Source organism: Paenibacillus polysaccharolyticus, assembly GCF_023714295.1.
Taxonomy (GTDB): domain Bacteria; phylum Bacillota; class Bacilli; order Paenibacillales; family Paenibacillaceae; genus Paenibacillus; species Paenibacillus polysaccharolyticus_A.
In genome coordinates this window covers 338,423-364,155 of the sequence record NZ_JAMAUN010000003.1, presented here as the reverse complement: position 1 = coordinate 364,155, position 25,733 = coordinate 338,423, and the positions used below count along the sequence as shown (strand labels likewise).

The 25,733-nt window shown below is 47.2% G+C and carries 20 protein-coding genes and 2 pseudogenes; 17 read left to right on the top strand and 5 right to left on the bottom strand.

Annotated elements, in window-relative coordinates; all coding sequences use genetic code 11:
* Positions 1-100: 100 nt before the first annotated feature.
* Both M3629_RS12350 and M3629_RS12345 read left to right on the top strand, forming a co-directional pair.
* Positions 101-2,383: a methyl-accepting chemotaxis protein gene (locus M3629_RS12350; protein WP_251506491.1), complete on the top strand. Its 2,283-nt coding sequence runs from the start codon at positions 101-103 to the stop codon at positions 2,381-2,383.
* A 128-nt stretch (positions 2,384-2,511) separates the two neighbouring features.
* Positions 2,512-4,308 carry a peptidoglycan D,D-transpeptidase FtsI family protein gene (locus M3629_RS12345; RefSeq protein ID WP_353056743.1) on the top strand — a complete coding sequence of 599 codons (1,797 nt, stop codon included), beginning with the start codon at positions 2,512-2,514 and terminating at the stop codon, positions 4,306-4,308.
* A 33-nt stretch (positions 4,309-4,341) separates the two neighbouring features.
* Here M3629_RS12345 and M3629_RS12340 read toward each other — a convergent pair whose 3' ends face one another.
* The gene (locus tag M3629_RS12340) at positions 4,342-5,490 is read right to left on the bottom strand and encodes an AI-2E family transporter (RefSeq protein ID WP_251506488.1); all 1,149 of its coding nucleotides are present in this window, start codon (positions 5,488-5,490) and stop codon (positions 4,342-4,344) included.
* A 172-nt stretch (positions 5,491-5,662) separates the two neighbouring features.
* Between M3629_RS12340 and M3629_RS28830 the strand changes: the two are divergent.
* A pseudogene (locus M3629_RS28830) lies at positions 5,663-6,085 on the top strand (polysaccharide deacetylase family protein); the annotation flags it as partial.
* A 114-nt stretch (positions 6,086-6,199) separates the two neighbouring features.
* Positions 6,200-7,084 (top strand): YkoP family protein, encoded by an 885-nt coding sequence (locus M3629_RS28825; protein ID WP_435368215.1) that lies wholly within the window; start codon positions 6,200-6,202, stop codon positions 7,082-7,084.
* Between the two features lie 204 nt (positions 7,085-7,288).
* Here the strand turns inward: M3629_RS28825 and ilvD are convergent, their stop codons facing one another.
* From ilvD to M3629_RS12320, 3 genes and pseudogenes are all read right to left on the bottom strand, one after another.
* Positions 7,289-8,974, bottom strand: a complete 1,686-nt coding sequence (gene ilvD / locus M3629_RS12330) for a dihydroxy-acid dehydratase (RefSeq protein WP_145332657.1) — start codon at positions 8,972-8,974, stop codon at positions 7,289-7,291.
* A 329-nt stretch (positions 8,975-9,303) separates the two neighbouring features.
* Positions 9,304-9,552 (bottom strand): annotated as a pseudogene (locus M3629_RS12325) (KGG domain-containing protein); the annotation flags it as partial.
* 120 nt (positions 9,553-9,672) lie between these two features.
* A complete protein-coding gene (locus M3629_RS12320; protein ID WP_251506483.1) occupies positions 9,673-10,713 on the bottom strand; it encodes an acyltransferase family protein in 1,041 nt (346 codons plus the stop codon).
* A 232-nt stretch (positions 10,714-10,945) separates the two neighbouring features.
* On the opposite strand from M3629_RS12320, the gene M3629_RS12315 reads away from it, so the two are divergent.
* From M3629_RS12315 to mgrA, 6 genes are all read left to right on the top strand, one after another.
* Complete coding sequence (locus tag M3629_RS12315) at positions 10,946-11,911, top strand: sugar kinase (RefSeq protein ID WP_251506480.1); 966 nt, start codon at positions 10,946-10,948, stop codon at positions 11,909-11,911.
* A gap of 90 nt (positions 11,912-12,001) precedes the next feature.
* The gene (locus M3629_RS12310; protein WP_090915508.1) at positions 12,002-12,667 is read left to right on the top strand and encodes a bifunctional 2-keto-4-hydroxyglutarate aldolase/2-keto-3-deoxy-6-phosphogluconate aldolase; all 666 of its coding nucleotides are present in this window, start codon (positions 12,002-12,004) and stop codon (positions 12,665-12,667) included.
* 83 nt (positions 12,668-12,750) lie between these two features.
* Entirely contained in the window at positions 12,751-13,527 is a 777-nt protein-coding gene (locus M3629_RS12305; RefSeq protein ID WP_221787340.1) for an alpha/beta hydrolase, read from the top strand.
* 27 nt (positions 13,528-13,554) lie between these two features.
* Positions 13,555-14,322, top strand: a complete 768-nt coding sequence (locus M3629_RS12300; RefSeq protein ID WP_251506478.1) for an HAD family hydrolase — start codon at positions 13,555-13,557, stop codon at positions 14,320-14,322.
* A gap of 48 nt (positions 14,323-14,370) precedes the next feature.
* Positions 14,371-15,111 (top strand): NAD-dependent protein deacylase, encoded by a 741-nt coding sequence (locus M3629_RS12295; RefSeq protein ID WP_154887550.1) that lies wholly within the window; start codon positions 14,371-14,373, stop codon positions 15,109-15,111.
* A gap of 142 nt (positions 15,112-15,253) precedes the next feature.
* Entirely contained in the window at positions 15,254-16,270 is a 1,017-nt protein-coding gene (mgrA, locus tag M3629_RS12290; RefSeq protein ID WP_251506615.1) for an L-glyceraldehyde 3-phosphate reductase, read from the top strand.
* Positions 16,271-16,353: 83 nt separating this feature from the next.
* Here mgrA and M3629_RS12285 read toward each other — a convergent pair whose 3' ends face one another.
* Complete coding sequence (locus M3629_RS12285) at positions 16,354-17,322, bottom strand: AraC family transcriptional regulator (protein ID WP_251506476.1); 969 nt, start codon at positions 17,320-17,322, stop codon at positions 16,354-16,356.
* 166 nt (positions 17,323-17,488) lie between these two features.
* Here M3629_RS12285 and M3629_RS12280 point away from each other — a divergent pair, with 166 nt between their 5' ends.
* The 7 genes from M3629_RS12280 to M3629_RS12250 all read left to right on the top strand — a co-directional run bounded on the left by M3629_RS12280 (position 17,489) and on the right by M3629_RS12250 (position 25,733).
* Positions 17,489-18,670, top strand: a complete 1,182-nt coding sequence (locus M3629_RS12280) for a galactokinase (protein WP_251506474.1) — start codon at positions 17,489-17,491, stop codon at positions 18,668-18,670.
* 1 nt (position 18,671) lies between these two features.
* On the top strand, positions 18,672-19,661 hold the full coding sequence (gene galE, locus M3629_RS12275; protein ID WP_090915498.1) for a UDP-glucose 4-epimerase GalE: 990 nt from the start codon (positions 18,672-18,674) through the stop codon (positions 19,659-19,661).
* A 14-nt stretch (positions 19,662-19,675) separates the two neighbouring features.
* Positions 19,676-21,274: a UDP-glucose--hexose-1-phosphate uridylyltransferase gene (locus tag M3629_RS12270; RefSeq protein WP_251506452.1), complete on the top strand. Its 1,599-nt coding sequence runs from the start codon at positions 19,676-19,678 to the stop codon at positions 21,272-21,274.
* Between the two features lie 188 nt (positions 21,275-21,462).
* Positions 21,463-21,993: an MSMEG_1061 family FMN-dependent PPOX-type flavoprotein gene (locus M3629_RS12265; protein ID WP_251506614.1), complete on the top strand. Its 531-nt coding sequence runs from the start codon at positions 21,463-21,465 to the stop codon at positions 21,991-21,993.
* A gap of 92 nt (positions 21,994-22,085) precedes the next feature.
* Positions 22,086-23,249, top strand: a complete 1,164-nt coding sequence (locus M3629_RS12260) for an iron-containing alcohol dehydrogenase (protein ID WP_251506448.1) — start codon at positions 22,086-22,088, stop codon at positions 23,247-23,249.
* A 308-nt stretch (positions 23,250-23,557) separates the two neighbouring features.
* On the top strand, positions 23,558-24,094 hold the full coding sequence (locus M3629_RS12255; RefSeq protein WP_251506445.1) for a protease: 537 nt from the start codon (positions 23,558-23,560) through the stop codon (positions 24,092-24,094).
* A gap of 85 nt (positions 24,095-24,179) precedes the next feature.
* A complete protein-coding gene (locus M3629_RS12250; protein ID WP_285888655.1) occupies positions 24,180-25,733 on the top strand; it encodes a flotillin family protein in 1,554 nt (517 codons plus the stop codon).

The window sequence follows — 25,733 nt, the reverse complement described above, 5'->3', positions numbered from 1 at the left end:
TGAGGAAATGGAGGGAAAGCAGGAAAGCTGTCGAATACTACATATTTATAGGGGAGAGATTGAAAAATCTAACAAGAAAATTACTGGCAGGTGATTGGGATTGGTACAAAAGAAGGATAAAGACAGTGGGGAACACATTACACAACCCGAGCAGGCTAAGCCTGATAAGACACAGAACGTGAAGAAAGTTAAGCCGGTCAAAATCAAAAAAGAAGGGATACATAAAAAGCCTTTCAAATTTGATCGCAGTAAGATCCGGTTTGATTGGATCAAAATGGATTGGTTGAAGAAGCAACTGAAGAATCGTGATTGGAAAGGACTTGGAGGCAATTCCTACAAACAGATTAGAAAGGTGAATCCAGTCAAATCTGTAGGAGTTAAACTTTTCTTAATCTTTTTCGCAGCCATTATGATTGTCGTTATTAGTTTGGGTCTATTATCCTATTCCAAGGCTAAAAATACGATCGAGGCTAATGCATCCAGAGCCAATCAGGAAACGATTGATCAAACCAAGCAGAAGCTTGATATCATTTTGGAGCGCTTTGTGGATACGTCTACACAGATCTTTTTTGATCCAGAGATGCAGTCATTGCTTCAAAAAATGTCTGATCCGAATCTGACGGCATATGATACGTTCGTCAATTCGAGTTCAATTAATAAACAGTTATCCAATGTAGCTTTTACAAACAAATCCATGGAAGCGATTTATTTGGTGCCAACAGATGAATCTAAATCCGTTATGGGAACAGGCAACAGCAGTTCAACGATGGGTAGTGTGCGTCAGGAATCATGGTATAAAGACCTCATAGCACAGGGAGGTTACCGCTGGCTCCCAACAAAAGAAAAGAATGATGGTACGACTCAGACTTTCCAAATTGCACGTTCAATGAAGAACTTGCAAGGTACAACACAGTCTTACGTACTGATTATTGAGTTGAAGCTGGAGGTGCTGGAAGAGCAACTTAAATCACTGGATCTGGGAGCAGGCTCGGTCATTCAATTGATTGCTCCGGATAACAAAGTCGTTGCTTCATCCGTCGCGGGGCGTGCGGGAAAAGAAACGGAACTTGGCTTCGTAAAAGATTTGAAAGAGCCTGCAGGAAGTACAAATACGGAATATGATATCGATGGCAAGTCGACGAATATGCTGGCTGTATACAGTACGCTGGATTCATCAGCGTGGAAGATGGTCGGTATGGTTCCCACTTCGATGCTGGTTAAGGATGCCAAAGGCATCTTGACAATGACCTTGTGGATGGCACTTGCATTTGCAGCTCTGGCTGTGGTAATCGGTGTCTGGATGGTTCGTATGATTGCTCGTCCGCTCAGCGGATTGAAAGATTTGATGCAAGAGGGTGCAAAAGGAAATCTGAAAGTACGCACTCCGTATAGTTCTCAAGATGAGATCGGGCAACTATCCGCTGCATTTAATACGATGATGGAACAAATCACGAAGCTGGTCGAGCAGACCAATCGTTCTGCACAGGAAGTATTGGACACAGCTACAGAACTGAGCAATGCTTCGAAGAAAACCGCCGTATCTGCTTCTGAGATCGCTGTAGCAACTGAAGAAATTGCTGGTGGTGCAGGCAGTCTGGCAACGGAAGCGGAACGAGGCAATGAGTTGACGGATAATATCTCTCGTCAGATGGAAAGTGTGATTGCAGCTAATGAAGAGATGGGCAGTTCTGCCCGTCATGTGGAGAAATCCAGTCAAACGGGAACACAGCATCTGAATCAGTTGATGACCAAAACGCAGAAGACCGAAGAAATGATTGGAGCGTTGGTTAACAAAGTTGATTCGTTAAAAGAGAGCACATCCTCTGTATTAAAGGTGCTCGATGTTATGCAAAATATTACGAAGCAAACCAACATTTTGTCTCTGAATGCAACGATTGAAGCAGCGCGTGCTGGTGCAGCTGGCCGTGGCTTTATGGTCGTAGCGGATGAAGTGCGTCAACTCGCTGCGCAGTCTAGACAGTCCATTGATATGGTCGGGGAAATTACCGACAAAATCATGTCAGAGATGAACGAAACGGTAAAAGCTCTGTCCGATGCATATCCTTTGTTTAAGGAACAGATGGATGCTGTAAAAGATACAAATGTGATCTTTGCTTCTGTACAGGACCAGATGGCTGCTTTCGTGGAACGTCTGGGTATGGTTACAGGCTCCATTGGAGAGTTGAGCAAATCTCAAGCAACGTTATCTGAAGCGATGAGTAATGTCAGCGCTGTTGCTGAAGAGTCGTCGGCAACTTCAGAGGAAGTAGCTTCCTTGAGTAGTGAACAGCAAAACATCAGTAATCAACTCGTGAGCCTCTCTGGCAAGCTGGAGAATGTATCGACTGAACTGAAAGAAACCCTCTCACGTTTTACCGTGTAACCAGCAGGCAAAAAGCTGAAAATTACAAACAAACCTGCCTCTTCATCGGGGTAGGTTTTTTTAGGTTTACCGGATAATTCCAGACAGGACAGCGCATAATACACGAAAAAGATGAGGGTGGAACAGGTGTGCAGTTGCAACTGGTGTGGAAACATCGTATAGCCATAATGAGCGCCGGACTTACTCTTCTCTTCGCGGTATTGATACTGAGACTTGGCTGGATTCAAATGGTTCAAGTGAACCGAACCATGCCCGGGTTTCAGCGGACCGTGCGGGAGATGTCGGTGCTGCAACGTGAACAGGGTGTGATGCTGGATTCCGGCCGCGGGCAGTTTACGGATGTCCACGGGCGTCCATTAACAGGGAAGCTGCAATGGGGGCTTGTGCTTTACCCAACTAGCGGGAAAAGTAATGAACATGATCTCAAGCTCAAACAATTAGCCTCCCTCCTTCATACAGATGTGAACCGGTTAAAAAGGGAATGGCATAAGGTGAACACGCCACATCTTTGGACTGGAGGCGGTCCAGAGCCTGTGTTGTTAACGGATGCTCAAATTGTAAATGTACGGAACATACGCCTTCGAGGAGCTGATGTGTATCCTGTCATGACGAGGTATTTCCCGAAGGAGAGTGGAAGCCAGTGGTTAGGTTATTTGAGCGAACATCCCGAGAATTATGGGAGACAGCCTAGACACCAAGATGAAGTAAAACAACCTTTTGCCATGAAATCGGGAGCAGCTGGGCTGGAAAGAACGCTGGAGCCGTTGCTGAGAGGTATAGGACCAACATTAATAACACGTATGGTATCAGGAAATGGGCAGGTCATTCCAGAGATGGAGCCGCGCGTAATTGCTCCTACGAATTCGCACTATCCATTAGTGGTGGAAACCACGATTGATGCACGTATACAGCAAGGCATCGAAGAATTAACAGAAGCATCCGGGCTCAAGGAAGGAGCCATCGTGGTTCTTGATACTACAAATGCGGATGTACGAGCAATGGTATCCGTTCCTTTTTATCAACCGCAGCATGTCGATCCGCAGCAATCCTCCTGGGGGAATCGTGCAATTCAAGCGGCTGTACCCGGATCTATATTCAAAATCGTAACGGCTGCAACAGCCTTGGAAAATCAGATTGTTTCCCGTGATGAGAAGTTCCACTGCGAAGGAGCTTATGGAAAATATGGACTATCCTGCTGGAAAGAGCATGGACATGGTGAATTGAATTTGGAAAAGGGATTCGCGGAGTCATGTAACATTGTGTTCGCTGAGACTGCACGTAGACTGCACATGGAGCAATTGGAACAAACCGCTGATCGCCTGGGGCTTACACGTTCTGTCGGCTGGCAGGCACAACATATCGCGGGGATGCCGGTATTAAAACATTTTGATCATGAAGAACCGGGGCGTATTCGGACAGAAGCCGTGAAGTCTGCAGACGAAGGAGCCAAAATTCAGACAGCCATTGGACAGCGGGATGTTCTGGTGACTCCGCTACAAGCAGCAAACCTGATCGTGACATTGTTGCATGATGGAAAGGTAAATGCCCCCCGGCTTGTGCAACGAATCCGTTACGCGGATGGAGGTACGATGCTGGACATGCCTTTACATGCATCTCCTTCAGCAGAAGGACAGGTTTCTCCGACCACAGCCCATCTGCTGTTAAGGTGGATGAAAACCGTAGTACGGGAGGGAACAGGAAAATCCCTGCAACACGCGAGATGGCACGTCGCAGGGAAGTCAGGGACAGCTCAGGTACAACAAAATGGGAAAGCCAAAAACAATCAATGGTTTATAGGATATGGGCCCGTAGAGAAGCCGAGATACGCGGTTGCTGTGTTGGTACAGAATGTCTCTCCAGAAGCCTCACATCAGGCTACAGCTCTGTTTCGCAAAGTTATGGACTATCTGGCGGAGTGCTCGTGATTGCTTCACAGGAAAAGATCACGAGCATGTCATCTACTCATGTTCTGTTCTCTCTGAAACATCGGGAGCAGGAGAATCAACTACTAATGGTGACGATTCGAATTCGTCAGTGGGCAGATGAATCCATTTTTGCAGATAACCTTGCTGTAGTAATTCTTTTAATAAGATCAGAAGCACAGGAGATAACACGACACCTGCGAGTCCGAAGACCGACAGGGAAATTAACATAAACGAAAGCATCAAATAAGCAGAGGAAACACCGATGGAATTCCCTGAAATTTTCGGTTCCAACAGTTGTCTCGTCAGCATGGTCACAGCCAAAACGACAATCAAGCCGATGGCAAGCGTAGTATTGCCCACGATAAACAAATAAACAATCCACGGAATAAATATCACTGGAACACCAAGCAGTGGCACCAGATCAAAGATGGCACAGACTGCTGCGATTGTAAAGGCGTTGGAGGTTCCCAGAATCAACAACCCCGCATATATCAATACAAAAGTAATAAGCATCATGATCAATTGTGCCTTCATATAGGAACGGATCGTTTTGAACACGTGTGTGCGCATAAATTCATTCGCTGTTTTTAATGTTTTGGGCGTTTTGGTACGAGCAAACTTGCGCCAGGATTCAATCTCGATACTGAGAAAAAATGCCAGAATGATTGCGATTCCGAAGTTGGTAATAAATGTGGAGAATGAGCTAAGAAAGCCGATGATGAACTGTGCTCCACTAGTGACCCAACGGGAAAGAATGCCCGACAGTGTGGCGAAATATTCATTAACTTTGTCCAGTATACCGTCTGGAAGGGCATTGGACTTATCCTGGATGAGCAAGACCAGGTTCGTGAATTCACGCTGGATCATCTCAACATACACCGGGAAATTGAGCTGAAGATCGGAAATTTGTGAAATGATAAAAAAGCCTAGACCGAAAAAGGCAGCTACAATGAGCCCGAGAAACAATAACACTGATATGGCAGTTCCGGCTGTTTTGGGCAATCCTTTCCGATGAAGGAATTTGGCTAAGGGCTCAATCATCCAAAAGACAATAAACGAAAGAAAAACGGGTGCAGCGATATGATACAATTTACTAAAAGCAAACATGATCACATACACGGTTAACACGAGCAGAGCGATATCAAACACGGTGCGCCCGTACTTTTTATAAAGCGGCAACATGGGCATAGACTCCTTTACAGGCAGAAATTAGATTGTATTTATTGTACATGAAAGCGGGGATTTGAGGAAATAGCATTTAAGAAAAGAACTAACTATGATAAAATTAAAGGCGGTTTATTTTAGAAAGTGCCGTATGGCCGTAAATTAGCAGGAGAAGTGGGGAATCGACATCATGACAACGATGCTTCAGAGTATTTTACTGTGGTTATTGTATCTGTCCTCTTTTTATGCTTTTATTCCAAGTTTGATCAGCAGACTGTTCGGATTTCGTGTGTTCAGAAGGGGGAAAAGTGAAACATACTATGCCCTGACATTTGATGATGGGCCTGACCCTTTGTATACGCCCCGTTTGCTTGAACTGTTACGTAAGTACAATGTGAAAGCAACTTTTTTTGTCGTGGGGGAGCATGCAGCAAGTCATCCGGAGTTAGTCAGACGTATGCATGAGGAAGGGCATTTAATCGGAATTCATAATTATATCCACAAAACAAACTGGTTGATGCGTCCACGAACGGTTCGGGATCAGATCGATCGAACAGGTCAGATCATTCAAGAAATCACGGGTGAAAAGACCTGTTATTACCGTCCGCCATGGGGCATTATGAACCTGTTTGATTTTTTCAGTAAAAAAGATCGCAAGATCATTCTGTGGTCCGCCATGTTTGAGGACTGGAAATGCAGCGTAGGTGCCGAGCAATTAAAAAAACGTATGCTGAACAAATTAAACGGCGGAGAGGTGATGCTGCTCCATGATCGCGGCACCACCTTAGGAGCAGATGCACACGCACCAGAGCAGATGCTTGAGGCGCTGGAGGCATTGCTGCAGGAAGCCGAGCGACGTGGCTTGGAAAGTGTACGCGTGGACACGTTGATGAATGGTAGCGCAATAAACGAATCGTCGGCAGTGGTTTTCAGGCAAGAAGTGGAACCCCGATTGAAGCTGAAGCTGTGGAAACGTGCCGTGGTTGCTATGTGGTTAGGCTGGGAAAAGCTGTTTCACTGGGTATATCATCTGCGAGCCGCTTCACCTAAAGATCCGATGCTTCATTTTCGTTCACGTGTATACCACGGTGCACGAGTTGAGATGGAACATGGTTATGTGATGCAGAACGGAGATCCCATTATAGAGTTACATTTCGACAATCAAAAATTGTTCGAACTTGGTGTTACGTCCCGTTCAACGATGCATTTGGCTATTCGTATGATTCGTACGATGGAACAACAACTACCGGACCTGGCACAGGTTGTTGCTGCCGATCCCAAATTACGTTCAGCAAAGGCGCTCTATGGCGTTAGCATGATTAACCGTGGTCCTGAAAAATTTGGGTTCGCTGTACATGAGCTGGCACCAGGCCCGTTCAGCCTGGCTTCCAAGTTATATCTGAGGCTGTTGCTCAGCGTTATTCATCCGGCAGGCCAAAAACGCTTAAAACAGCGTGCAGATCAATTGGTGCCTAAAATGATTGTGATGCCTGTTGAGGAGCTGTTGAAACGTTATGGGCAGCAACACCATACGATTGCTTCAGGTTTAGCTGAACAAGCTGAAGAGGAGTCTTTTGTTATAGAAAATGAAGTTTTAACGGAACAGAACTAAATTCATTGATGAGAACTGAATTTTCTGATGAGGGTGTAACGGACTTATACACAAATTTAATTATCATTTTTATATTGCAATTTTTCTGAAAAGATTTCCCATACACATTTCAAATGAAAAAAGATGGACTCTGCCAGCGTGGCATAGCCCATCTTTTTTCAATTTTATATCTTTGGTTCAGTACTTATGGCTTCTTCATCCAAACTAGATTTTCAGTACGCCACCGTTGCTTGCATTGGTTACAAGTTTGGAGTAGCGAGCCAGCAGGCCGGTTTTGACTTTTGGTTCAAAACCTTTCCAGTTCGCACGACGAGCTTCGAATTCCTCATCGCTAATTTGCAACTCAATCGTACGGTTGTTGAGGTCGAGTTCGATGATATCTCCTTCTTCAACAAAGGCAATCGGGCCGCCTTCTGCTGCTTCTGGAGAGATATGGCCGATACTGATTCCGCGGGATGCGCCGGAGAAACGTCCATCCGTGATCAGACCGACTTTGGCACCAAGTCCCATACCTACGATCTGGGAAGTTGGCGCAAGCATTTCAGGCATACCTGGTCCGCCTTTTGGTCCTTCATAACGAATAACTACGACATGTCCTTCTTTAACTTTCCCGTTAGCGATGCCCTCAAGTGCTTCTTCCTGGGAGTCGAAACAGATGGCAGGACCTTTGTGGTATCCGCCAACCGAAGCATCTACAGCGCCTACTTTAATGATTGCACCTTCTGGTGCGAGGTTACCGAACAATACAGCCAGTCCGCCTTTTTCGGAGTGGGGGTTGTCAAGTTTGTGGATTACGTTTGTATCTTTGATTTCTTGGCCTTCCACATTTTCACGGATGGTTTTACCTGTAACCGTGATACAATCTGCATGAATTGCGCCTGGTTTCTTGAGCAATTCATTCAGAACCGCGCTTACGCCACCTGCATTGTGAACATCTTCGATGTGCAGGTCAGAAGCTGGTGCCAGTTTCGCCAGATGCGGAACACGGTTAGCAACTTCGTTGATACGCTCGATCGGGTATTCAATGCCAGCTTCGTGAGCCAGAGCCAGTGTATGCAGTACCGTATTCGTAGAGCCGCCCATCGCCATGTCGAGAGCAAACGCATTGTCGATGGCTTCTACAGTTACGATATCGCGTGGTTTCAGATCCAGTTTGATCAGTTCCATCAACTGTTTCGCCGATTGTTTGACAAATTCACGACGTTCTGGAGCAACAGCCAGAATGGTTCCGTTACCCGGCATAGCCAGTCCCATCGCTTCTGCAAGACAGTTCATGGAGTTCGCGGTGAACATACCGGAGCATGATCCGCAAGTTGGACAACCGAACTGCTCAAGCTCAAGCAAGCTCTTGTCGTCGATTTTACCCGCCTGGAAAGCACCTACGCCTTCGAATACGGAAGTGAGGGAAAGAGCTTTACCGTTGCTGTCACGGCCGGCTTTCATCGGTCCACCGCTTACGAATACGGTAGGGATATTGCAACGGAGTGCGCCCATCATCATACCAGGTGTAATTTTGTCACAGTTCGGGATACAAACCATGCCGTCGAACCAGTGAGCAGATACAACCGTTTCCACGGAATCCGCAATAATGTCACGGCTTGGCAAGGAGTAACGCATACCGATGTGTCCCATTGCAATCCCGTCATCAACGCCGATGGTGTTGAATTCGAACGGAACGCCGCCGGCTTCGCGAATGGCATCTTTAACAATTTTACCAAACTCTTGCAAGTGAACATGACCAGGTACGATATCGATGTACGAGTTACATACCGCGATAAACGGCTTGCCGAAATCCTCTTCTTTTACGCCCGCTGCACGGAGCAAACTCCGGTGTGGTGCGCGGTCAAACCCTTTTTTGATCATATCGGAACGCATTTTATTGGCTGACATGGTGTATTCCCCCCAAAACTATAATATTGAGCAACATGAATGGAAAAATAAATGGCAGTTCATCTGTCGTTTAATTTCATCCGTACTCTGCAAAAAAAATACCCCGTGGGCTGGTGTCTGGCTCCCCGTAGTTTGTGAATTTCTTTGCTGCTTTAAACCCGTGAACACCCGGTTTTTCTATAGAGTCTATCACAACCATCGTCATATTTCTACAATCAATAGACATATAGAAAAGAAGCCACATTCCATTAACATGGAGTTTGGCTTCTGAATTAAGTTTAAAGCGAGGTTCGCTTTGAATGGCATACGTGTTTTATAAGCTCAGTTTAACTACTTCCGCCTTTGCGACCGATTTCGCGATAAAATTCCTTGCTATGGTTTTCGGAAGTCGCTTCGCCGCCCTTACGTCCGATTTCCTTGTAGAAATCTGCATCATGAGCGTCGGAAGTCGCTTCGCCACCTTTTTTACCAATCGTCTGGTAGAAGCTCCGGTCATGGTTTCTTGAAGTAGCTTTCCCGCCTAACCGTCCGGCTTCTTCTCTGCTCATCTTGCGTTCAGATGTCTGCCCTTGTGCCATTACAAATCACTCCTTACCATGATAAGTTGTTTTTTGCATCGTGTATGCTGAATTACCACAGTTTTTCCAGCCTGAAACAATTTAAATGGAAACGGTTGGATAATAGGAGTGAGTTAAATCTCAAGCAGAACGTTTGAAAACACCATGTCGATGAATTGAAATCCGGGAGATGTCCGGCTCAATGAGTACTTTAAAGGTATGCCGTACAAGCGGGTGAGCCAGAGTAACCGAGAAGAGCACAGCAATACCAAGGATAATTGGGATGAAGAGTGCGCTACCCATATAACTGTAGATTCCTGACCAGATCGCAAGCCGTACAAGAAATCCGTGTAAAAGGAAGACGTACAAAGTACGACGACCCAGGTCCGTCAGTTTGGAGGTCAAGTTCGGAACCCAGGCAAGGAAAAGCGTAGCGGAGATGATCTCCAGCAGATACACGCCAAGCCTAAAAATCCCGGCATACCACTCCTGATGCCCCAGTTCTGCATAAGTTTTGCTTCCAAACAGCCATCCTTGCGGAATGTTTAAACCGCCATATGCAATATAGACCAGCAGAGCAACAGATAGGATTCCGGCTACTCTACGGCCCCAGCCTGGAAGCAGGCGCGCACGGATGGCTGCACCATAGTCATATCCAATTACGAAGAATGGAAGAAATACAAAGGTGCGGCTGCAACTGAGCCAAAAACCGTCGACAGGCAAGTAACCGGCAATGACTCCCAGTGCGATTGAAGCAATCAACCGATATACAGGTTTCCAAGAGATGGTGAGACGGACAAGTAACCTCCAGCAGAAATGGCTGGCAAGGAACCATAGCAACAGGTACGGTGCAAAGAAGGATAAGCGCATATGTGGTGTATGAAACACGGTCGCATCCATCAATGCATATAACGTTTGGAACAGAAGATATTGTAGTGCAATCTGTTTCAGCACGTTGCGCCCCGAGGCACCCTGGATAGAAGGTTTGGCAAAATATCCGGTCACCCAAACGAACAGTGGCATATGAAACGTATAAATCCACAGAAACAATGCCTCCGCTCCGGCAAAGCGGGTAATGAGTGGCTCCAGTGCATTTCCCGCAAGTACGCACACAATTAACATAAAGCGAAGATTGTAAAAGAAAGATTCCTGATCATGTTGAATCAGTATCTGTTTTCTCATGATGTAGCCCCCTCGAAAACTTCATTAAAAGTTTATCTGCATTCGTTATATACATCTGTACTAAGGTTAATATGGATTCACTCTAGTTATTGTGATTTAATTCACAATAGTAAGCGTTATCTTTTCTCAAAGATGTGACAACAAAAAGAATGCTTCGGGATTGACAACGGTTGCATACGGGATGACAATGGTAGAAGAAGATGAGGTAGTCAATATTAAGGAGGAAGGCAATATGTCAACGAGTCCCTTTCAAAGCCCTGATATTATTACATTCGGGGAGAGTATGGGGTTACTGACGGCCAGAGATACGAGAGGGCTTGAATATGCAGCTACACTGGACAAGACGTTCGGAGGTGCCGAAAGCAATCTGGCCATTGGCGTAGCGCGCCTTGGACATACCAGCGGATGGTTTGGACGGCTTGGCAACGATCCGATCGGAAACATGATTCTAAAAGCTATTCGCGGCGAAGGTGTGGATGTATCCCGGGCCAAATTAAGTGATCATGAACCTACAGGTCTGATGATTCGTGAGAACGCTTCCGGGAAAGCTTCGGTGCATTATTATAGGAAGTTATCCGCGGCCAGTGCAATGACACCGGATGATCTGGATCCGGAATATATTGCCGCGGCCAAGATTTTGCACGTCACAGGTATTACTGCAGCGATTAGCGAATCAGGTCTTTCCACGGTTGAAGCCGCCATACATATTGCCAAGCAGGCAGGGGTGAAAGTGAGCTTCGATCCGAATCTGCGCCTGAAGCTATGGTCAGCAGAGAAGGCACGCCCTGTATTACTACGTTTGGCTGAGCAGGCTGATTACTTTTTACCAGGTTTGGATGAGATGAAACTGTTATATAACGAAGAAAGCGATGAGAAGGTGCTTGAACGCTTAGCTGCCATGGATGCAGTGTGCATTGTTAAGGGTGGGCCTGATTTGACCTACGTACTTGCGGATGGTACCCTAACGGAAGTTCCGTACTTTAAAGCAGATCAGGTTCTTGATACTGTTGGTGCTGGAGACGGATTCTGTGCAGGTTTTTTAGCGGGTCTGTTAAAAGGATATACTCCGCAGGAGGCGACCAGGCTTGGTAATTTGAACGGATCAATGGTTATCCAGGCCGTCGGGGATTGGGAAGCACTTCCGACATGGGCACAGGTTGAGGCCAAGCTGAATAATGTTGCTCACGTCGAGCGTTAAGTTCAGTTAAAATCAGGATGACTCATCTTCGTTCTTTAAAAATGTAAAGTTTGTATACACAACCACCACATGGACAAGGGAGAGAATGAAATGAAGAAGCTTCAACTGTTGCAAAAGATGACGGACAATGGTGTGGTGGCGGTTCTGCGCGCAGATTCGGCTGACCAGGTCATTGCTATGGCCGAGCAGGCAATCGCGGGTGGGATCAAGGTTATCGAAATTACGATGACCGTTCCGGGTGCGCTCAAAGCGATCGAAAAATTAAGCCGTGTGTATCATTGGAATACGCAGGATCCGGAGAAATTCGCGATTATTGGCGCAGGAACTGTGCTTGAGGCGCAAACGGCGAGAGCTGCGATTATGTCGGGTGCCGAGTTTGTCGTAGGACCATCTCTTAACCCGGAGACCGTTCAGATGTGTAATTTGTACCGGGTGCCGATCTTACCGGGTGTCATGACCATTGCTGACGTGCAGCGCGCACTGGAGCTTGGCGTGGATATTATCAAGCTGTTCCCTGGCAACCTGTATGATCCATCCATTATCAAAACGATGAAAGGCCCTATGCCACAGGCGAACTTCATGCCAACAGGCGGTGTATCTTTGTCCAATCTTGGTGAGTGGATCAAAGGTGGGGCAGTAGCTGTCGGGATCGGATCTGATCTGACGTCGGAAGCTGTGAAGACGGGAGATTTGAGTCATGTCCGCCGCAAAGCGGAACAATATATGGAAGCTTATCGCAAAGCCAAGGCTGAATAATGTTTCAAGATGGAAGGGAGCCTGCGACAAGCGGGCTCCCGCTTCCATAAGCCGCGGTAATTTGCGGAAGTGTAGAAAGGTGAATGATGTTGAGAAATCGTTATAATACGGGGCGCAAGAAGAGGGGCATTGGCAAGTTTCTGCTCGTACTTTTGGCGCTCATTGTTATTGGTTGCGGATATGTTGCATGGAAGTTGCTCACGCCTTACGGCCCACAGGAATCGGCGCAGGCTGCGATGGAAACAGCCGGCGGGGTTACCGTCAGTGAGCAGGAGAATTGGATCGATTTTAAGCCGGATAAACCTAAAGCAAATGGAAAAAGTGTGCTTTTCTATCCTGGCGGATTAGTTAAACCAGAAAGTTATGCTCCTCTTGCTCATGAGCTCGCTGCAGCTGGTCATCATACCATTATTGCTAAGATGCCGGTAAATCTGGCTGTAATCAAACCCGATCTGGCCGATGATATTTTGGCAGCATACCCTGAAGAGCAGTTCGTCATGGGTGGTCACTCGTTAGGTGGCTCCATGGCTGCACGATATGTAGTGGCACATCCAGATGCCCTTCACGGCATTTTTTTCCTGGCGTCCTATCCGGATGAAAAAGGAAGTGTGCAGAAGCTGGATATTCCGGCCTTATCCATTCTCGGCACGAATGATGGAGTTGTGAATATGACCAAGTATCAGGCTGGACGCATGTATTTGCCACCAGATACCGTGTATTACACCGTTGAAGGAGGGAACCACGCTCAGTTTGGTGACTATGGTCATCAGAAGGGTGACGGTGAGCCATCAATTAGTGAAGAGGATCAGTTGAAGCAGACGGTCAAAACGTTGTTATCTTGGTTAGATACCATCAAGTAGTCTATTTTTCAGCGGAGGTGAGGGTGAGTGGCTTGGCTACAGGTGCAGGGAGAGAAGATCCCCTGCAGGGCAATTCTGTTTGACAAAGATGGCACCTTGCTGGATTTTCTTCAATTATGGGGTCCTTGGGCCGAGAGTATGCTCGTGCAAATGCAAGCATGGATGCGAGAACGTGATGCCTCTTTTACGGTGGAACTCGAACATGTGCTGGGTACGGTTCATGATTCGGAAGGTCATCTCAGCGGCTACGATGTGCAAGGGCCGCTCGCCATTGCAACTGTAGATGAATGTAACGGCTGGCTGGCAGGTCAGCTCTATGCTGCGGGTACGCCATGGAACGAAGCTATTACAACGATACGCCAGTTTTCAAGTATAGCGATGAAGTCTGTAAGAGAGCGGAAATCCGCTGAACCCATGCCTGGATTACTGGATTTACTACAACGTTGTAAGGAAGCAGGCATTCAGCTTGCAGTGGTGACTTCCGACAGTACATTAGCGGCTGAGACACATCTGGACTGGATGGGCATCCGTTCCTTTTTCAGTTCGATTGTAGGCTGTGACCGGGTAACGCGCGGCAAACCCGATGGTGAATCATTCCTGCTGGCTTGCCGGGAATTAGCGGTTGAGCCTCATGAGGCTGTAGTCATTGGAGACAGCAACGGTGATATGCAAATGGGCCGCCATGCAGGAGCAACATATACTTTGGGGTACTGTCTTTCATCGGACCAGAGTGCGCATTTGCATGATGCGGACGCCGTCATTCGTCATTATGATGAGTTAGGTATTGTGTTATAGATCCTGCGCTATGTTCGTATGTATAAGGAAATCAAAGGAGGAGAGAGGATGAACGCAACAGAGCAACTGGCTGCCTGGATTCAGGAAAGCTCACGCATTGTTTTTTTCGGAGGAGCCGGAACTTCAACGGAAAGCGGGATTCCCGACTTTCGCTCGGCTGCGGGACTGTACCAGACGGAGCAGCACTCCCCTTATCCTCCAGAGGAACTGTTAAGCCGACATTTTTTTGATCAGCACGCTGATATTTTTTATGACTTTTACCGGGGGAAAATGCTTCATCCCGATGCGGAACCGAATGGTTGTCATCGTTTACTTGCCAGGCTGGAGCAGAAAGGTAAACTTCACGCTGTCATTACGCAAAACATCGATGGTTTGCATCAAAAGGCAGGCAGCAGTCATGTGCTGGAGCTTCATGGTTCGGTTCATCGCAATGCTTGCATGGATTGCAAGCAGTTCTATTCGCTGCATGACATTATGCAATCGAAAGAGGTTGTACCTCGTTGCTCATCATGCGGAGGTGTGGTCAAGCCAGATGTAGTTTTGTACGAAGAAGAACTGGATCAGGCAACGTTGTATCATGCCATCGACGCCCTGTCTTCAGCAGATTTATTGCTTGTAGGTGGGACTTCGTTGACGGTATATCCAGCAGCTCAATTAATTACGTATTTTCAGGGAAAACACACCGTTCTGCTCAATGCCACACCAACCGCTTACGATCACCGGGCAGACTTGTTGATTACAGAGCCGATTGGCGAGGTAATGAAGGGTGTAGACCAGCTTATTGGTTAACTTAAGGTTGTTAGTGAATCAGCTTATTGGGTAACCAAGGTTGTGAAGTAACTTCTGCCTTATAAAAATGGACTGAATTACAGCATCCTCCGGCTAAGGCTTGGATCAGGATGCGCGAACCTGTGGAAAGAAGGGATTTATGATGGTCTATGTAGCTGCTGAAACACGCTATGAAACGATGAAATATAACCGCGTGGGACGTTCGGGCCTCAAACTGCCAGCGATTTCACTCGGACTGTGGCATAATTTTGGCGGAATTAACAGTGTAGAGAATGGACGCAACATGATTACACGCGCGTTTGATCTCGGCATTACTCATTTTGATTTGGCAAACAACTATGGCCCACCTGCAGGTTCAGCGGAGCAACTGTTTGGTCAGGTGCTGGCTCAGGATCTGAAACCGTACCGGGATGAACTGATTATCTCCACCAAAGCCGGATATTATATGTGGCCAGGACCTTACGGTGAGTGGGGATCCCGCAAATACTTGATTTCCAGTCTGAATCAGAGTCTTACACGAATGGGACTGGACTATGTGGATATATTTTATTCACACCGTTATGATCCAGATACACCGCTGGAAGAAACAATGATGGCACTTGATCAACTGGTTCGTTCCGGCAAGGCACTTTATGTTGGTATCTCCAATTATCCTGCAGAGCAAACGAGACAGGCGGCAGAGATTTTGAAAAGCTTAGGTACGCCATTGCTGATTCATCAACCAAGGTATTCCATGCTGGATCGCTGGATTGAAGATGGACTTCAGGATGTGCTGGACGAATACGGAGCAGGCAGTATTGCGTTCTGTCCATTGGAGCAAGGTGTGCTTACGAACAAATATTTGAATGGCATTCCAGAAGATTCCCGTGCCAAAGGTCCTTCTGTATTTTTGAATGAAAATAATATCTCTCCCGAAACACTTCGTAAGGTACGTGCTCTGAATCAGATTGCGGCATCCCGTGGTCAGAGTCTTGCCCAGTTTGCACTGGCATGGGTACTGCGCAATGGAAGAGTCACGTCTGCGCTAATTGGCGCAAGCCGTCCGTCTCAGATTGAAGAGAACGTAGCTGCGCTTAGTCAGCTGGAGTTTTCCACGGAGGAACTGGAGCGGATTGAGTCGATTTTGAAACCGGAGTCTACGAATAAAAACAAAGATTAGAACCTGTCCCTTATATGGGGAGCGTGTACAAATAAATCACAACCCAAAAGTGCATCTTAGCCATAAGGCAAGATGCACTTTTTTTATTTTGAGCGAAGCGGATGCGCAAGCAGTTTCTCCCGATAGAGAGTGGGGGCTTCGCCGTGGAAACGTTTGAATTGACGGGAAAAATACAGAGCATCAGGCATACCAACAGATGCAGATACCTGTTCAATGGACAAGTCTGGACGTTCCCGAAGCAATTGACGTGACTTGTCGATCCGCAGTTTCAACAAATAGGTCACAGGGGTGAGTCCGGTTTCCTGCTTGAAAATACGCGAGAGATATGCACGATTATATCCGAGACTCTCCGACATTTGTTCAATGGATACGGGGTAAGCGTATTGAGTGGACATATATTGAATCATCTGTTTTACCGTCCGCCGTATGGAGGATTCTCCTGATGTTAATGTCTGTCCCTCGGTGAGATGGGTCTGGGCCTCGGCTAAAATCATGTACAGTGTACCGAGTGATGTATAATGGGCGCTTTCTTTTCGCTCGGCAAAAGCGTCCTGCATGACCGACAACCAGTTGGATATGTCACAGGCTGTACCGGCATGAAAAACCGATTTCTCGGGCCTAAACCCGGCCTGTTCGACGTGCCCGGCAGCTTCACTGCCTGTAAAGGCAATCCAGCGGTATTGCCACGGCTTGCGGTTATGGGACTGGTAGCTTACCAGTTGTCCCGGATGGATCAAAAAACAATCACCTGCGGCGAGATCGTAGGTGTGCAGCTCCGTACGGAACGTACCGGCTCCTTTTTCTACATAATGCAAAAGATAATAATCATATAGCTTCGGTCCAAGTGCATGTCCAGGGAGAGTCTGGCTTGCACCAGCAAACAGGACATGAAGTGCCCCTCGGTTATCATAGGTGGGATTGGAGGCAACCGAATAACTAAGTGCTCCGCTTTTGCTTACGGCTGTTTCCTGTGAGGGCCTGGAGCTAGACGAACTGGATGAACCTGTTGTGTTATGGGATGTTTCTGCCGGATTTGTTTTGGAATCTTTCATGTGAAATCCTTCTTTCCGTTGATTAGAGCTTCAGTCGTTAGATTCATTATATGATTAAAGGTCACATTTATCCATATGAATCACACATGGTTTCATTTTAACAGAGATCACTTCCTTGTATAATAACATTAAGAAAACCACAACAAAGAGGCGAGGTGCATCAGCTTTGAATGTAACTGATTTGCAACAAAAGTTTATTGAGAGGTACGGAGAAAGTGGAGCGGACATCCGTGTATTCCATGCCCCTGGGCGTGTGAATCTGATTGGTGAACATATCGACTATAACGGTGGTTATGTGCTCCCGGCCGCGCTTGAGTTTGGCACAACCTTGCTCATTCGTGAACGTACGGATAACGCATTACAGCTGGCTTCTACCAATATGGCTTACGAGGGGACTCTGGACAGAGCCTCCATTGGTCAGGAGAAAACGGGGGAGTGGACGGACTACCCGGTAGGCGTCATGGTACAGCTGCAAGGCAAAGGTGTGCAAGTGACGAGAGGGTATGATTTTCTCTACCACGGTGAAATACCAAATGGCGCAGGACTTTCCTCCTCAGCATCTCTGGAGGTTCTCACCGGGTATGCGATTCAATCCATGGAAGGGGTATCCGACATTGACACCGTGGAGCTTGCGCTTTTGTCCCAGAAAGCAGAGAATGAGTTTGTTGGTGTCAACTGCGGCATCATGGATCAGTTTGCTGTAGCCAACGGGGCGAAGCATCATGCGATTCTGCTGATGTGTGATACGCTCGAGTACGAGAAGGTTCCTTTCCGTACAGGTGCTTACAAACTGATTATCGGTAACACAAACAAACGCCGTGGTTTGGTTGATTCGGCTTACAATGAGCGGCGCTCTCAATGCGAGCAGGCACTTGCCATTTTGAAGGAACAGCTGCCTGCACTGAATTACCTGGCTCAATTGAAGCCGGAGCAGTTTGACACCTTACAGGATCAGATCAAGGATGAGAAAGTCAGACAGCGTGCTCAGCACGTTGTAGAAGAAAATGCACGAGTACTTGCATCCGTAGAAGCGCTGCGGAACAATGATCTGCATACGTTTGGACAGTTGATGAATGCTTCACATGAATCGTTGCGTGATTTGTATGAAGTTAGCTGCATCGAGCTGGATGTCATGGTTGAGGAAGCGCAGCGGATTCCAGGAACACTGGGTGCACGTATGACGGGTGCAGGTTTTGGTGGATGTACGGTGTCTCTGGTACATGAGAATGATGTGGAACGTTTTGTGAGTGAAGTGGGTGCAGCATATGAAGCACGCACCGGTCTCAAAGGTGATTTCTATGTATGTAGTGTAGGCGAAGGTGTTAACGAACTCAAGGAGGCGAAGTAAAATGGCAATTTTGGTGACAGGTGGAGCAGGATATATTGGATCTCATACGGTGGCGGCATTGCTCGAACGTGGCGAAGAAGTCGTTGTACTGGATAACTTGCAAACAGGACATCGCGAGGCATTGCTGGGCGGTAAGTTATATGAAGGTGATTTGCGTGACAAGGAAATCTTGACGAAGCTGTTCGCGGAAAATTCAATTGATGCCGTCATTCACTTTGCGGCGAACTCGCTCGTCGGCGAGAGCATGAAAGAACCGGCTAAATACTACGATAATAACGTATTCGGCACACTTTGCCTGCTTGAAGCGATGAATGCAGCGAATGTACGTCGCATCGTCTTCTCATCTACAGCAGCAACTTATGGTGAGCCTGAGAAAGTGCCGATCGAAGAGAGCGACCGTACGGAGCCTACGAATGTATATGGTGAAACCAAATTGATGATGGAGCGCATGATGTCCTGGTTCGACAAAGTGCAGGATATCAAATACGTTTCCCTGCGTTACTTCAATGCAGCCGGTGCACACGAAAGTGGCAAAATCGGTGAAGATCACCAGCCGGAAAGTCACTTGATTCCGCTTGTATTGCAAACGGCACTGAAACAACGTTCGCATATCGCTGTATTCGGAGATGACTATGCAACAGAGGATGGCACATGTGTCCGCGACTATATCCACGTTAGTGATCTGGCTGATGCGCATCTGCGTGCAGTGGATTACTTGCGCAAAGGGGAGAACAGCAACGTGTTCAACCTGGGTAACGGCACTGGATTCTCGGTAAAACAAGTGATCGAAACCGCTAAAAAAGTAACAGGCCTGGATATTCCGGTTGTTCAGGAACCACGTCGTGCAGGTGACCCGGCTGTGCTGGTGGCATCTTCTGCGAAAGCAAGATCCGTTCTGGGTTGGAACCCAAAATGGACCAATCTCGAAGATGTCATTCAAAGCGCATGGAACTGGCATCAATCACGCCCTGAAGGCTACGGAAAAAACTAGGAGGCGAACATCTTATGTCACAGACTCAACCTGGAGCAGAGGCCACAGAGCGTACACCCGAGCAGCAGGAAGCACTGCATGCCATTGAGCGTCTGGTCGAATTTGCCTTACAGAAAAAATTGATCGAGGAAGCGGACTATGATTACAGTCGCAACCTGCTGATGGAACAGTTCGGATTCTCGGAGCCCTATGCCGGTGAATTGCATGCTACAGTTCCTGATAGTCCACAGACCATGCTGGACACTCTCATTGACTATGGATATACGATTGGACTCATTCCTGAAAATAGCGATACCTTCCGTGACCTGCTGGATGCGAAAATTATGGGTCATCTGATGGCGCGCCCTTCAGAAGTTGTGCGTGCTTTCCGCCATACGGAGCAAACGGAAGGCATCGAGGCGGCAACATCGCAATTTTATGACTTATCCATTAACTCGAACTACATCCGAATGGATCGCGTATCCAAGAACGTCTATTGGACGCAGGATACCGCTTATGGCGAGATGGAGATCACCATCAACCTTTCGAAGCCGGAGAAGAGTCCAAAGGAAATCGCTATGGCGAAATTGCTTCCACCTCCGGTATATCCGAAATGTCAGCTGTGTCGTGAAAATGTAGGTTATGCTGGTCGGGTGAATCACCCGGCCCGCCAGAATCTGCGTGTCATTCCGCTGCAGCTTAACAATGAGCCGTGGTTGTTCCAATACTCGCCGTACGTGTATTACAATGAGCACTGCATTATTTTCCATCATGATCATGTGCCGATGAAACTGACGAAGGATACTTTGCGCAGATTGCTTGCCTTTGTTCAGGAATATCCGCATTACTTTATCGGGTCTAACGCCGATCTTCCAATCGTGGGCGGTTCCATTCTGACCCATGACCACTTCCAGGGCGGACGTCATACGTTTGCCATTCAAAACGCACAGCCAGAGGCGGTCTTCCGTCATGCGGATGCACCAGGGCTGACGCTTAGCCTTGTCAAATGGCCGATGTCCGTGATGCGTTTGCATTCACATGATCCTGCAGAATTGCTAGAAGCGGGTAACGCGGTCTATGAAGCGTGGAAAGTCTACAGTGACTCCGCAGTAGAGATCGAAGCGTTTAGTGAGATCGATGGGGAAAAGGTACCTCACAATACGGTAACTCCGATTGTTCGCCGTAGTGCGGATGGCGGTTTTGAGATGGATCTCGTGTTGCGTAACAACCGTACAAATGACGAGCATCCGGAAGGGATTTTCCATCCACACCGTGAAATGCACCATTTGAAAAAAGAGAATATCGGCTTGATCGAAGTCATGGGACTGGCTATTTTGCCAGGACGCCTGAAACAAGAGCTGGATGGCATTGCCGACATCTTGGCGGGTAATACAGAGCTTGCAGAAGCTGCCCAGGCAGCGGATCACGAGCTGAACAAACATGTACCGTGGACAGAAGAGTTGAAGCAGGAGCATGGCTCCAGCTTGACGAAGGAAGAAGCGGTTGCACTTGTACAACAGCAGGTAGGTTTGAAATTCTCCGAAATTCTGGAGCATGCAGGTGTGTACAAACATGATGAAGCTGGACGTCAGGCATTCCGTCGCTTCGTAAGTAGTATGGGATATACCGAGTAGGAAGACCATTTGGCATCCGTTCAATTGTGAACGGGTGCTTTTTGGCATGGTTCGAGATGTATAATAGAGTAAGGAACGAAAGAAGAACAGTTAGAATGACCACACTACATAAGGAAAAGGGGACGATTTATTTGGAAAAGCAGCCGCTTAGTCTTCCGTTTATCTCAGATGCCAAGGAACTTAAAAGCATGGTTGGAGAATCCAGCGAACGTGTGCGTAACAAAGTAATCCCATTTGTGGATTCGCATGTTCAGAATTTCATCACGAAGTCACCCTTGTTCTTCTTGTCCACTTCGGATCAGGATGGCAAATGTGATGTATCACCGCGCGGGGATGAACCCGGCTTTGTTCGTGTATTTGATTCGTATAGACTGGTGTACCCGGAACGCCCAGGAAATCGCCGAATCGATTCCTTGTTGAACATTCTGTCAGATCCAGGAGTAGGAATGTTGTTTGTGATTCCGGGTTTGAATGAAGTGCTGCGTATCAATGGAACAGCTCGGATCACAAAGGATGAAGAATTCATCGCAAGCATGAACTGGAGTGGTAAAACGATTGGAGCAGCCGTCATTGTTGAAGTCGAGGAATGTTTCATTCATTGTCCGCGTGCTTTTCATCAGGCAGGATTATGGGATGCTGCAACATGGGCGAAATCCGAAGAGTTGCCATCCGTGAATGAACTTCTTCAAGCACATCTGAAGATCAACGGATTGAACTAAAGTGAGCGGCTATCGATTTGTTTTTCTATAAAAGGGGTACTATAATTGAGGTTGCACTAAAAATTAAACTCCATTGGAGGCGATTATAGATCATGAGATCTTTTCAATTTTATAACCCGACTCGTCTAATCTTCGGTAAAGGCCAGCTCGAAGCGCTAAAAACCGAGGTGCCGAAATATGGCAAACGGGTTCTGCTTGTATATGGCGGTGGAAGCATTAAACGTAGCGGACTGTATGATCAAGTGCTTGGTTTGCTCAAGGAAATCGGAGCAGAAGTAACGGAGCTTGCAGGTGTAGAGCCGAATCCACGTCTGTCCACTGTACATAAAGGCGTGGACTTGTGTAAGACGAATGGTATTGAGCTCATTCTGGCTGTTGGTGGCGGTAGTGTGCTTGATTGTGCCAAAGCGATTGCTGTTGGGGCGAAATACGATGGAGATATGTGGGACTTTGCACAACGTAAAGCTGTTGCACAAGACGCCCTTCCACTCGGCACAGTGCTTACCATGGCGGCTACCGGTTCAGAGATGAACTCCGGTTCGGTAATCACAAACCAAGAAACACAAGAGAAGCTCGGATGGGGCAGTGCGCATTCATTCCCTGCATTCTCCATTCTTGATCCCGTAAATACATACACGGTACCGAAGGATCAAACGGTATACGGTATGGTGGACATGATGTCTCACGTATTAGAGCATTATTTCCATCTGGATCCGAACACGCCTGTTCAACTCGGCTTCTGCGAGACGATTCTGCGTACAGTAATGGAAGCAGCTCCTCGTTTGGTGGATGACCTGGAGAACTATGAACTTCGTGAAACGATTCTGTATTGCGGAACGATGGCGCTTAATGGCGTGCTGAACATGGGACTTGCAGGAGACTGGGCAACGCACAATATCGAACATGCTGTATCAGCGGTCTACGACATCCCGCATGGTGGTGGACTTGCAATCCTATTCCCACACTGGATGAGACATAACCTGGATGTGAAGGTAGATCGTTTCAAACGTCTTGCGATCAACGTGTTTGACGTGAACCCTGAAGGTAAATCCGACAGACAGATTGCCGAGGAAGGCATTAATGCGCTCAGCAAGTTCTGGACATCCATTGGTGCACCGAACCGTCTGGCTGACTATGATATCGATGACAGTCAGATCGAGGTTATGGCGGATAAAGCGATGCTGTTTGGACCGTTCGGTAACTTTAATAAGTTGCAACGTGAAGATGTGGTATCCATCTACAAAGCTTCGCTGTAAATGAGATAAGAAGGTTGGCGTATAAACTTGACTTCATTGAACTACTGACATAAACGCAAGTCTCCTGCTGGAGGCTTGCGTTTTTTTGGATGTCTGGACTATTGTAAATCACTTCTGTAATTCCATACCGTAACATTTGCACGGAAGAGAGAAATAGAGCATTCCTGAACCTTATGATGCTAATACCCATTAGCGGCTTCTCAATACAACTCAGGAAAGATTTTGAAACATTTTGCCTAGATGTACGTATTTATTTACATGTGGGATGTACAGTTGGGAGAAATTGCAGCGGAGAGGAGGAAGAGGGGATGGAAGCAATCTATTGGGGATGTCTCATCGGAGGTGCCGTTTTTGCCATCGTGAGTCTGGTGCTGGGTGACTTGATTGACGGTTTGCTGGATGGTGCTTTCGAAATACCTGGTGTTGATTTTTTTAAACCTGTTGTACTGGCGGGGTCCATCACTGCTTTTGGTGGAGCAGGCATACTACTGACGCGGTACAGCTCTCTTAGTGTGATGTCGAATCTGATCTTATCCCTGCTGATCGGTATTGCTGCAGCCATGCTGGTATTTTTCGCATATATCAAGCCGATGCGTAACAGTGACGTTTCAATTGCTTTCTCTATGAAGGAGTTAGCGGGAAAAATTGGTGAGATTACGATTCCGGTACCGGCAAACGGATTTGGTGAAGTCATGATTCGCTTTGCATCAGGAAGCACCATTCAGACGGCATCTAGCTTTGAAGAGCTCCCCATTGCGGCGGGTGCACGAGTGGTTATCATCGATGTGGTGGATGGAGTATTGCGTGTATCCGAGTGGGAGGAAAATGTACTTAAAGATGTCTAGGTCAGTGAAATTCCCTGAATAATGCGGGGAACTGACGATAGCAAAAATGAATTTTCATACTTACGAGATAAGGGGAGAGATGTGAATGGGTAATCTGGATTGGGATGTATTGTTAATTCCTGTTGTGGTTGTTGGTGTAATTTTGATTCTGGGTTTAGCTTTCTGGGCGAGATACAAAACGGTAGGTCCCGATGAAGCGATGATTGTAACCGGTTCATTCCTGGGCAGCAGAAATATTTCAGAAGATGAATCAGGACGCAAAATTAAAATTGTGCGCGGCGGCGGAGCGTTTATCCTGCCTGTGTTCCAACAATCGGAATTTATTTCATTGCTTTCACACAAGCTCGATGTATCCACTCCGGAAGTGTACACTGAACAGGGTGTTCCGGTTATTGCTGACGGGGTGGCAATCATCAAGGTTGGTAGCGCTGTAGAAGACGTTGCAACGGCTGCGGAGCAATTTATCGGCAAACCGGTTGATGCGCTGAGGGGCGAAGCACAGGAAGTGCTGGAGGGGCATTTACGGGCCATTCTCGGTACGATGACAGTGGAAGAGGTATATCGGAACAGAGATCGTTTTGCTCAAGAGGTTCAAGGCGTGGCCGCACGGGATCTGAAAAAGATGGGTCTGCAGATTGTTTCCTTTACCATTAAGGATGTCCGCGATAAACAGGGATATTTGGACGCACTCGGTAAACCAAGAATTGCAGCCGTAAAACGGGATGCAGAAATTGCCGAAGCGGAAGCGATGCGGGATGCAAGGATTCAGAAGGCAAATGCTGAAGAACAAGGGCAGAAGGCCGAGTTGCTGCGTGATACCAATATTGCTGAGGCAGCCAAAGAGAAAGAATTGAAAGTAGCAGCCTTTAAACGTGATCAGGATACAGCCAAGGCGGAAGCGGATCAGGCTTATCATATCCATGAAGCGCGTGCAAGACAGACGGTTGTTGAAGAGCAGATGAAAGTAGAACTCGTACGTAAAGAACGTGAGATTGACCTGCAGGAAAAAGAAATTACGGTGCGTGAGAAACAATACGATGCGGAAGTGAAGAAAAAAGCGGAAGCAGATCGTTATGCCGTTGAACAGGCTGCGGAAGCGGATAAAGCAAAACGGATGCGTGAAGCCGATGCAGTTCAATACTCTATCGAAACCCAAGCCAAAGCAACAGCCGAGCAAAAGCGGCTTGAAGGTCAGGCCATTGCGGATGCAGAGCGTGCAAAAGGTACAGCCGATGCAGAAGTTATTCGTCTGCGTGGTCTTGCCGAAGCGGAAGCCAAAGAAAAATTGGCTGAGGCGTTCCAGAAGTTTGGCGAAGCTGCGGTACTCGATATCATCGTCAAAATGTTGCCTGAACTGGCTGGTAAAATCGCTGAGCCAATCTCCTCGATTGACAAGTTGACGGTCGTAGATACAGGTAAAGGCGAGGGTGCTGCACGTGTCAGCAACTACGTCACGGAACTGATGGCTACTGCACCTGAGATGTTGAAAAGTGTGTCAGGCATCGACGTGGAACAACTGATCAAAGGATTGACCAAATCGAAAACGGCTATACCAGTGGCTGTGCCATCGAGTGAATCAGTAAAACAGACGTCACCTATTATCGAGAGCATTGTAGAGCGTAGCGATAGTAAAGAGTAA

Excerpts from the sequence above, each read along its gene's own strand:
- ilvD (WP_145332657.1), bottom strand. The coding sequence starts at position 8,974 with ATGTCAGCCAATAAAATGCGTTCCGATATGATCAAAAAAGGGTTTGAC.
- mgrA (WP_251506615.1), top strand. The coding sequence starts at position 15,254 with ATGGTCTATGTAGCTGCTGAAACACGCTATGAAACGATGAAATATAAC.
- M3629_RS12250 (WP_285888655.1), top strand. The coding sequence starts at position 24,180 with ATGGGTAATCTGGATTGGGATGTATTGTTAATTCCTGTTGTGGTTGTT.
- M3629_RS12265 (WP_251506614.1), top strand. The coding sequence starts at position 21,463 with ATGGTTGGAGAATCCAGCGAACGTGTGCGTAACAAAGTAATCCCATTT.
- M3629_RS12310 (WP_090915508.1), top strand. The coding sequence starts at position 12,002 with ATGAAGAAGCTTCAACTGTTGCAAAAGATGACGGACAATGGTGTGGTG.
- M3629_RS12260 (WP_251506448.1), top strand. The coding sequence starts at position 22,086 with ATGAGATCTTTTCAATTTTATAACCCGACTCGTCTAATCTTCGGTAAA.
- M3629_RS12255 (WP_251506445.1), top strand. The coding sequence starts at position 23,558 with ATGGAAGCAATCTATTGGGGATGTCTCATCGGAGGTGCCGTTTTTGCC.
- M3629_RS12315 (WP_251506480.1), top strand. The coding sequence starts at position 10,946 with ATGTCAACGAGTCCCTTTCAAAGCCCTGATATTATTACATTCGGGGAG.
- M3629_RS12340 (WP_251506488.1), bottom strand. The coding sequence starts at position 5,490 with ATGTTGCCGCTTTATAAAAAGTACGGGCGCACCGTGTTTGATATCGCT.
- M3629_RS12270 (WP_251506452.1), top strand. The coding sequence starts at position 19,676 with ATGTCACAGACTCAACCTGGAGCAGAGGCCACAGAGCGTACACCCGAG.
- M3629_RS12320 (WP_251506483.1), bottom strand. The coding sequence starts at position 10,713 with ATGAGAAAACAGATACTGATTCAACATGATCAGGAATCTTTCTTTTAC.
- M3629_RS12305 (WP_221787340.1), top strand. The coding sequence starts at position 12,751 with ATGATGTTGAGAAATCGTTATAATACGGGGCGCAAGAAGAGGGGCATT.
- M3629_RS12285 (WP_251506476.1), bottom strand. The coding sequence starts at position 17,322 with ATGAAAGATTCCAAAACAAATCCGGCAGAAACATCCCATAACACAACA.
- galE (WP_090915498.1), top strand. The coding sequence starts at position 18,672 with ATGGCAATTTTGGTGACAGGTGGAGCAGGATATATTGGATCTCATACG.
- M3629_RS28825 (WP_435368215.1), top strand. The coding sequence starts at position 6,200 with ATGCTGAACAAATTAAACGGCGGAGAGGTGATGCTGCTCCATGATCGC.
- M3629_RS12295 (WP_154887550.1), top strand. The coding sequence starts at position 14,371 with ATGAACGCAACAGAGCAACTGGCTGCCTGGATTCAGGAAAGCTCACGC.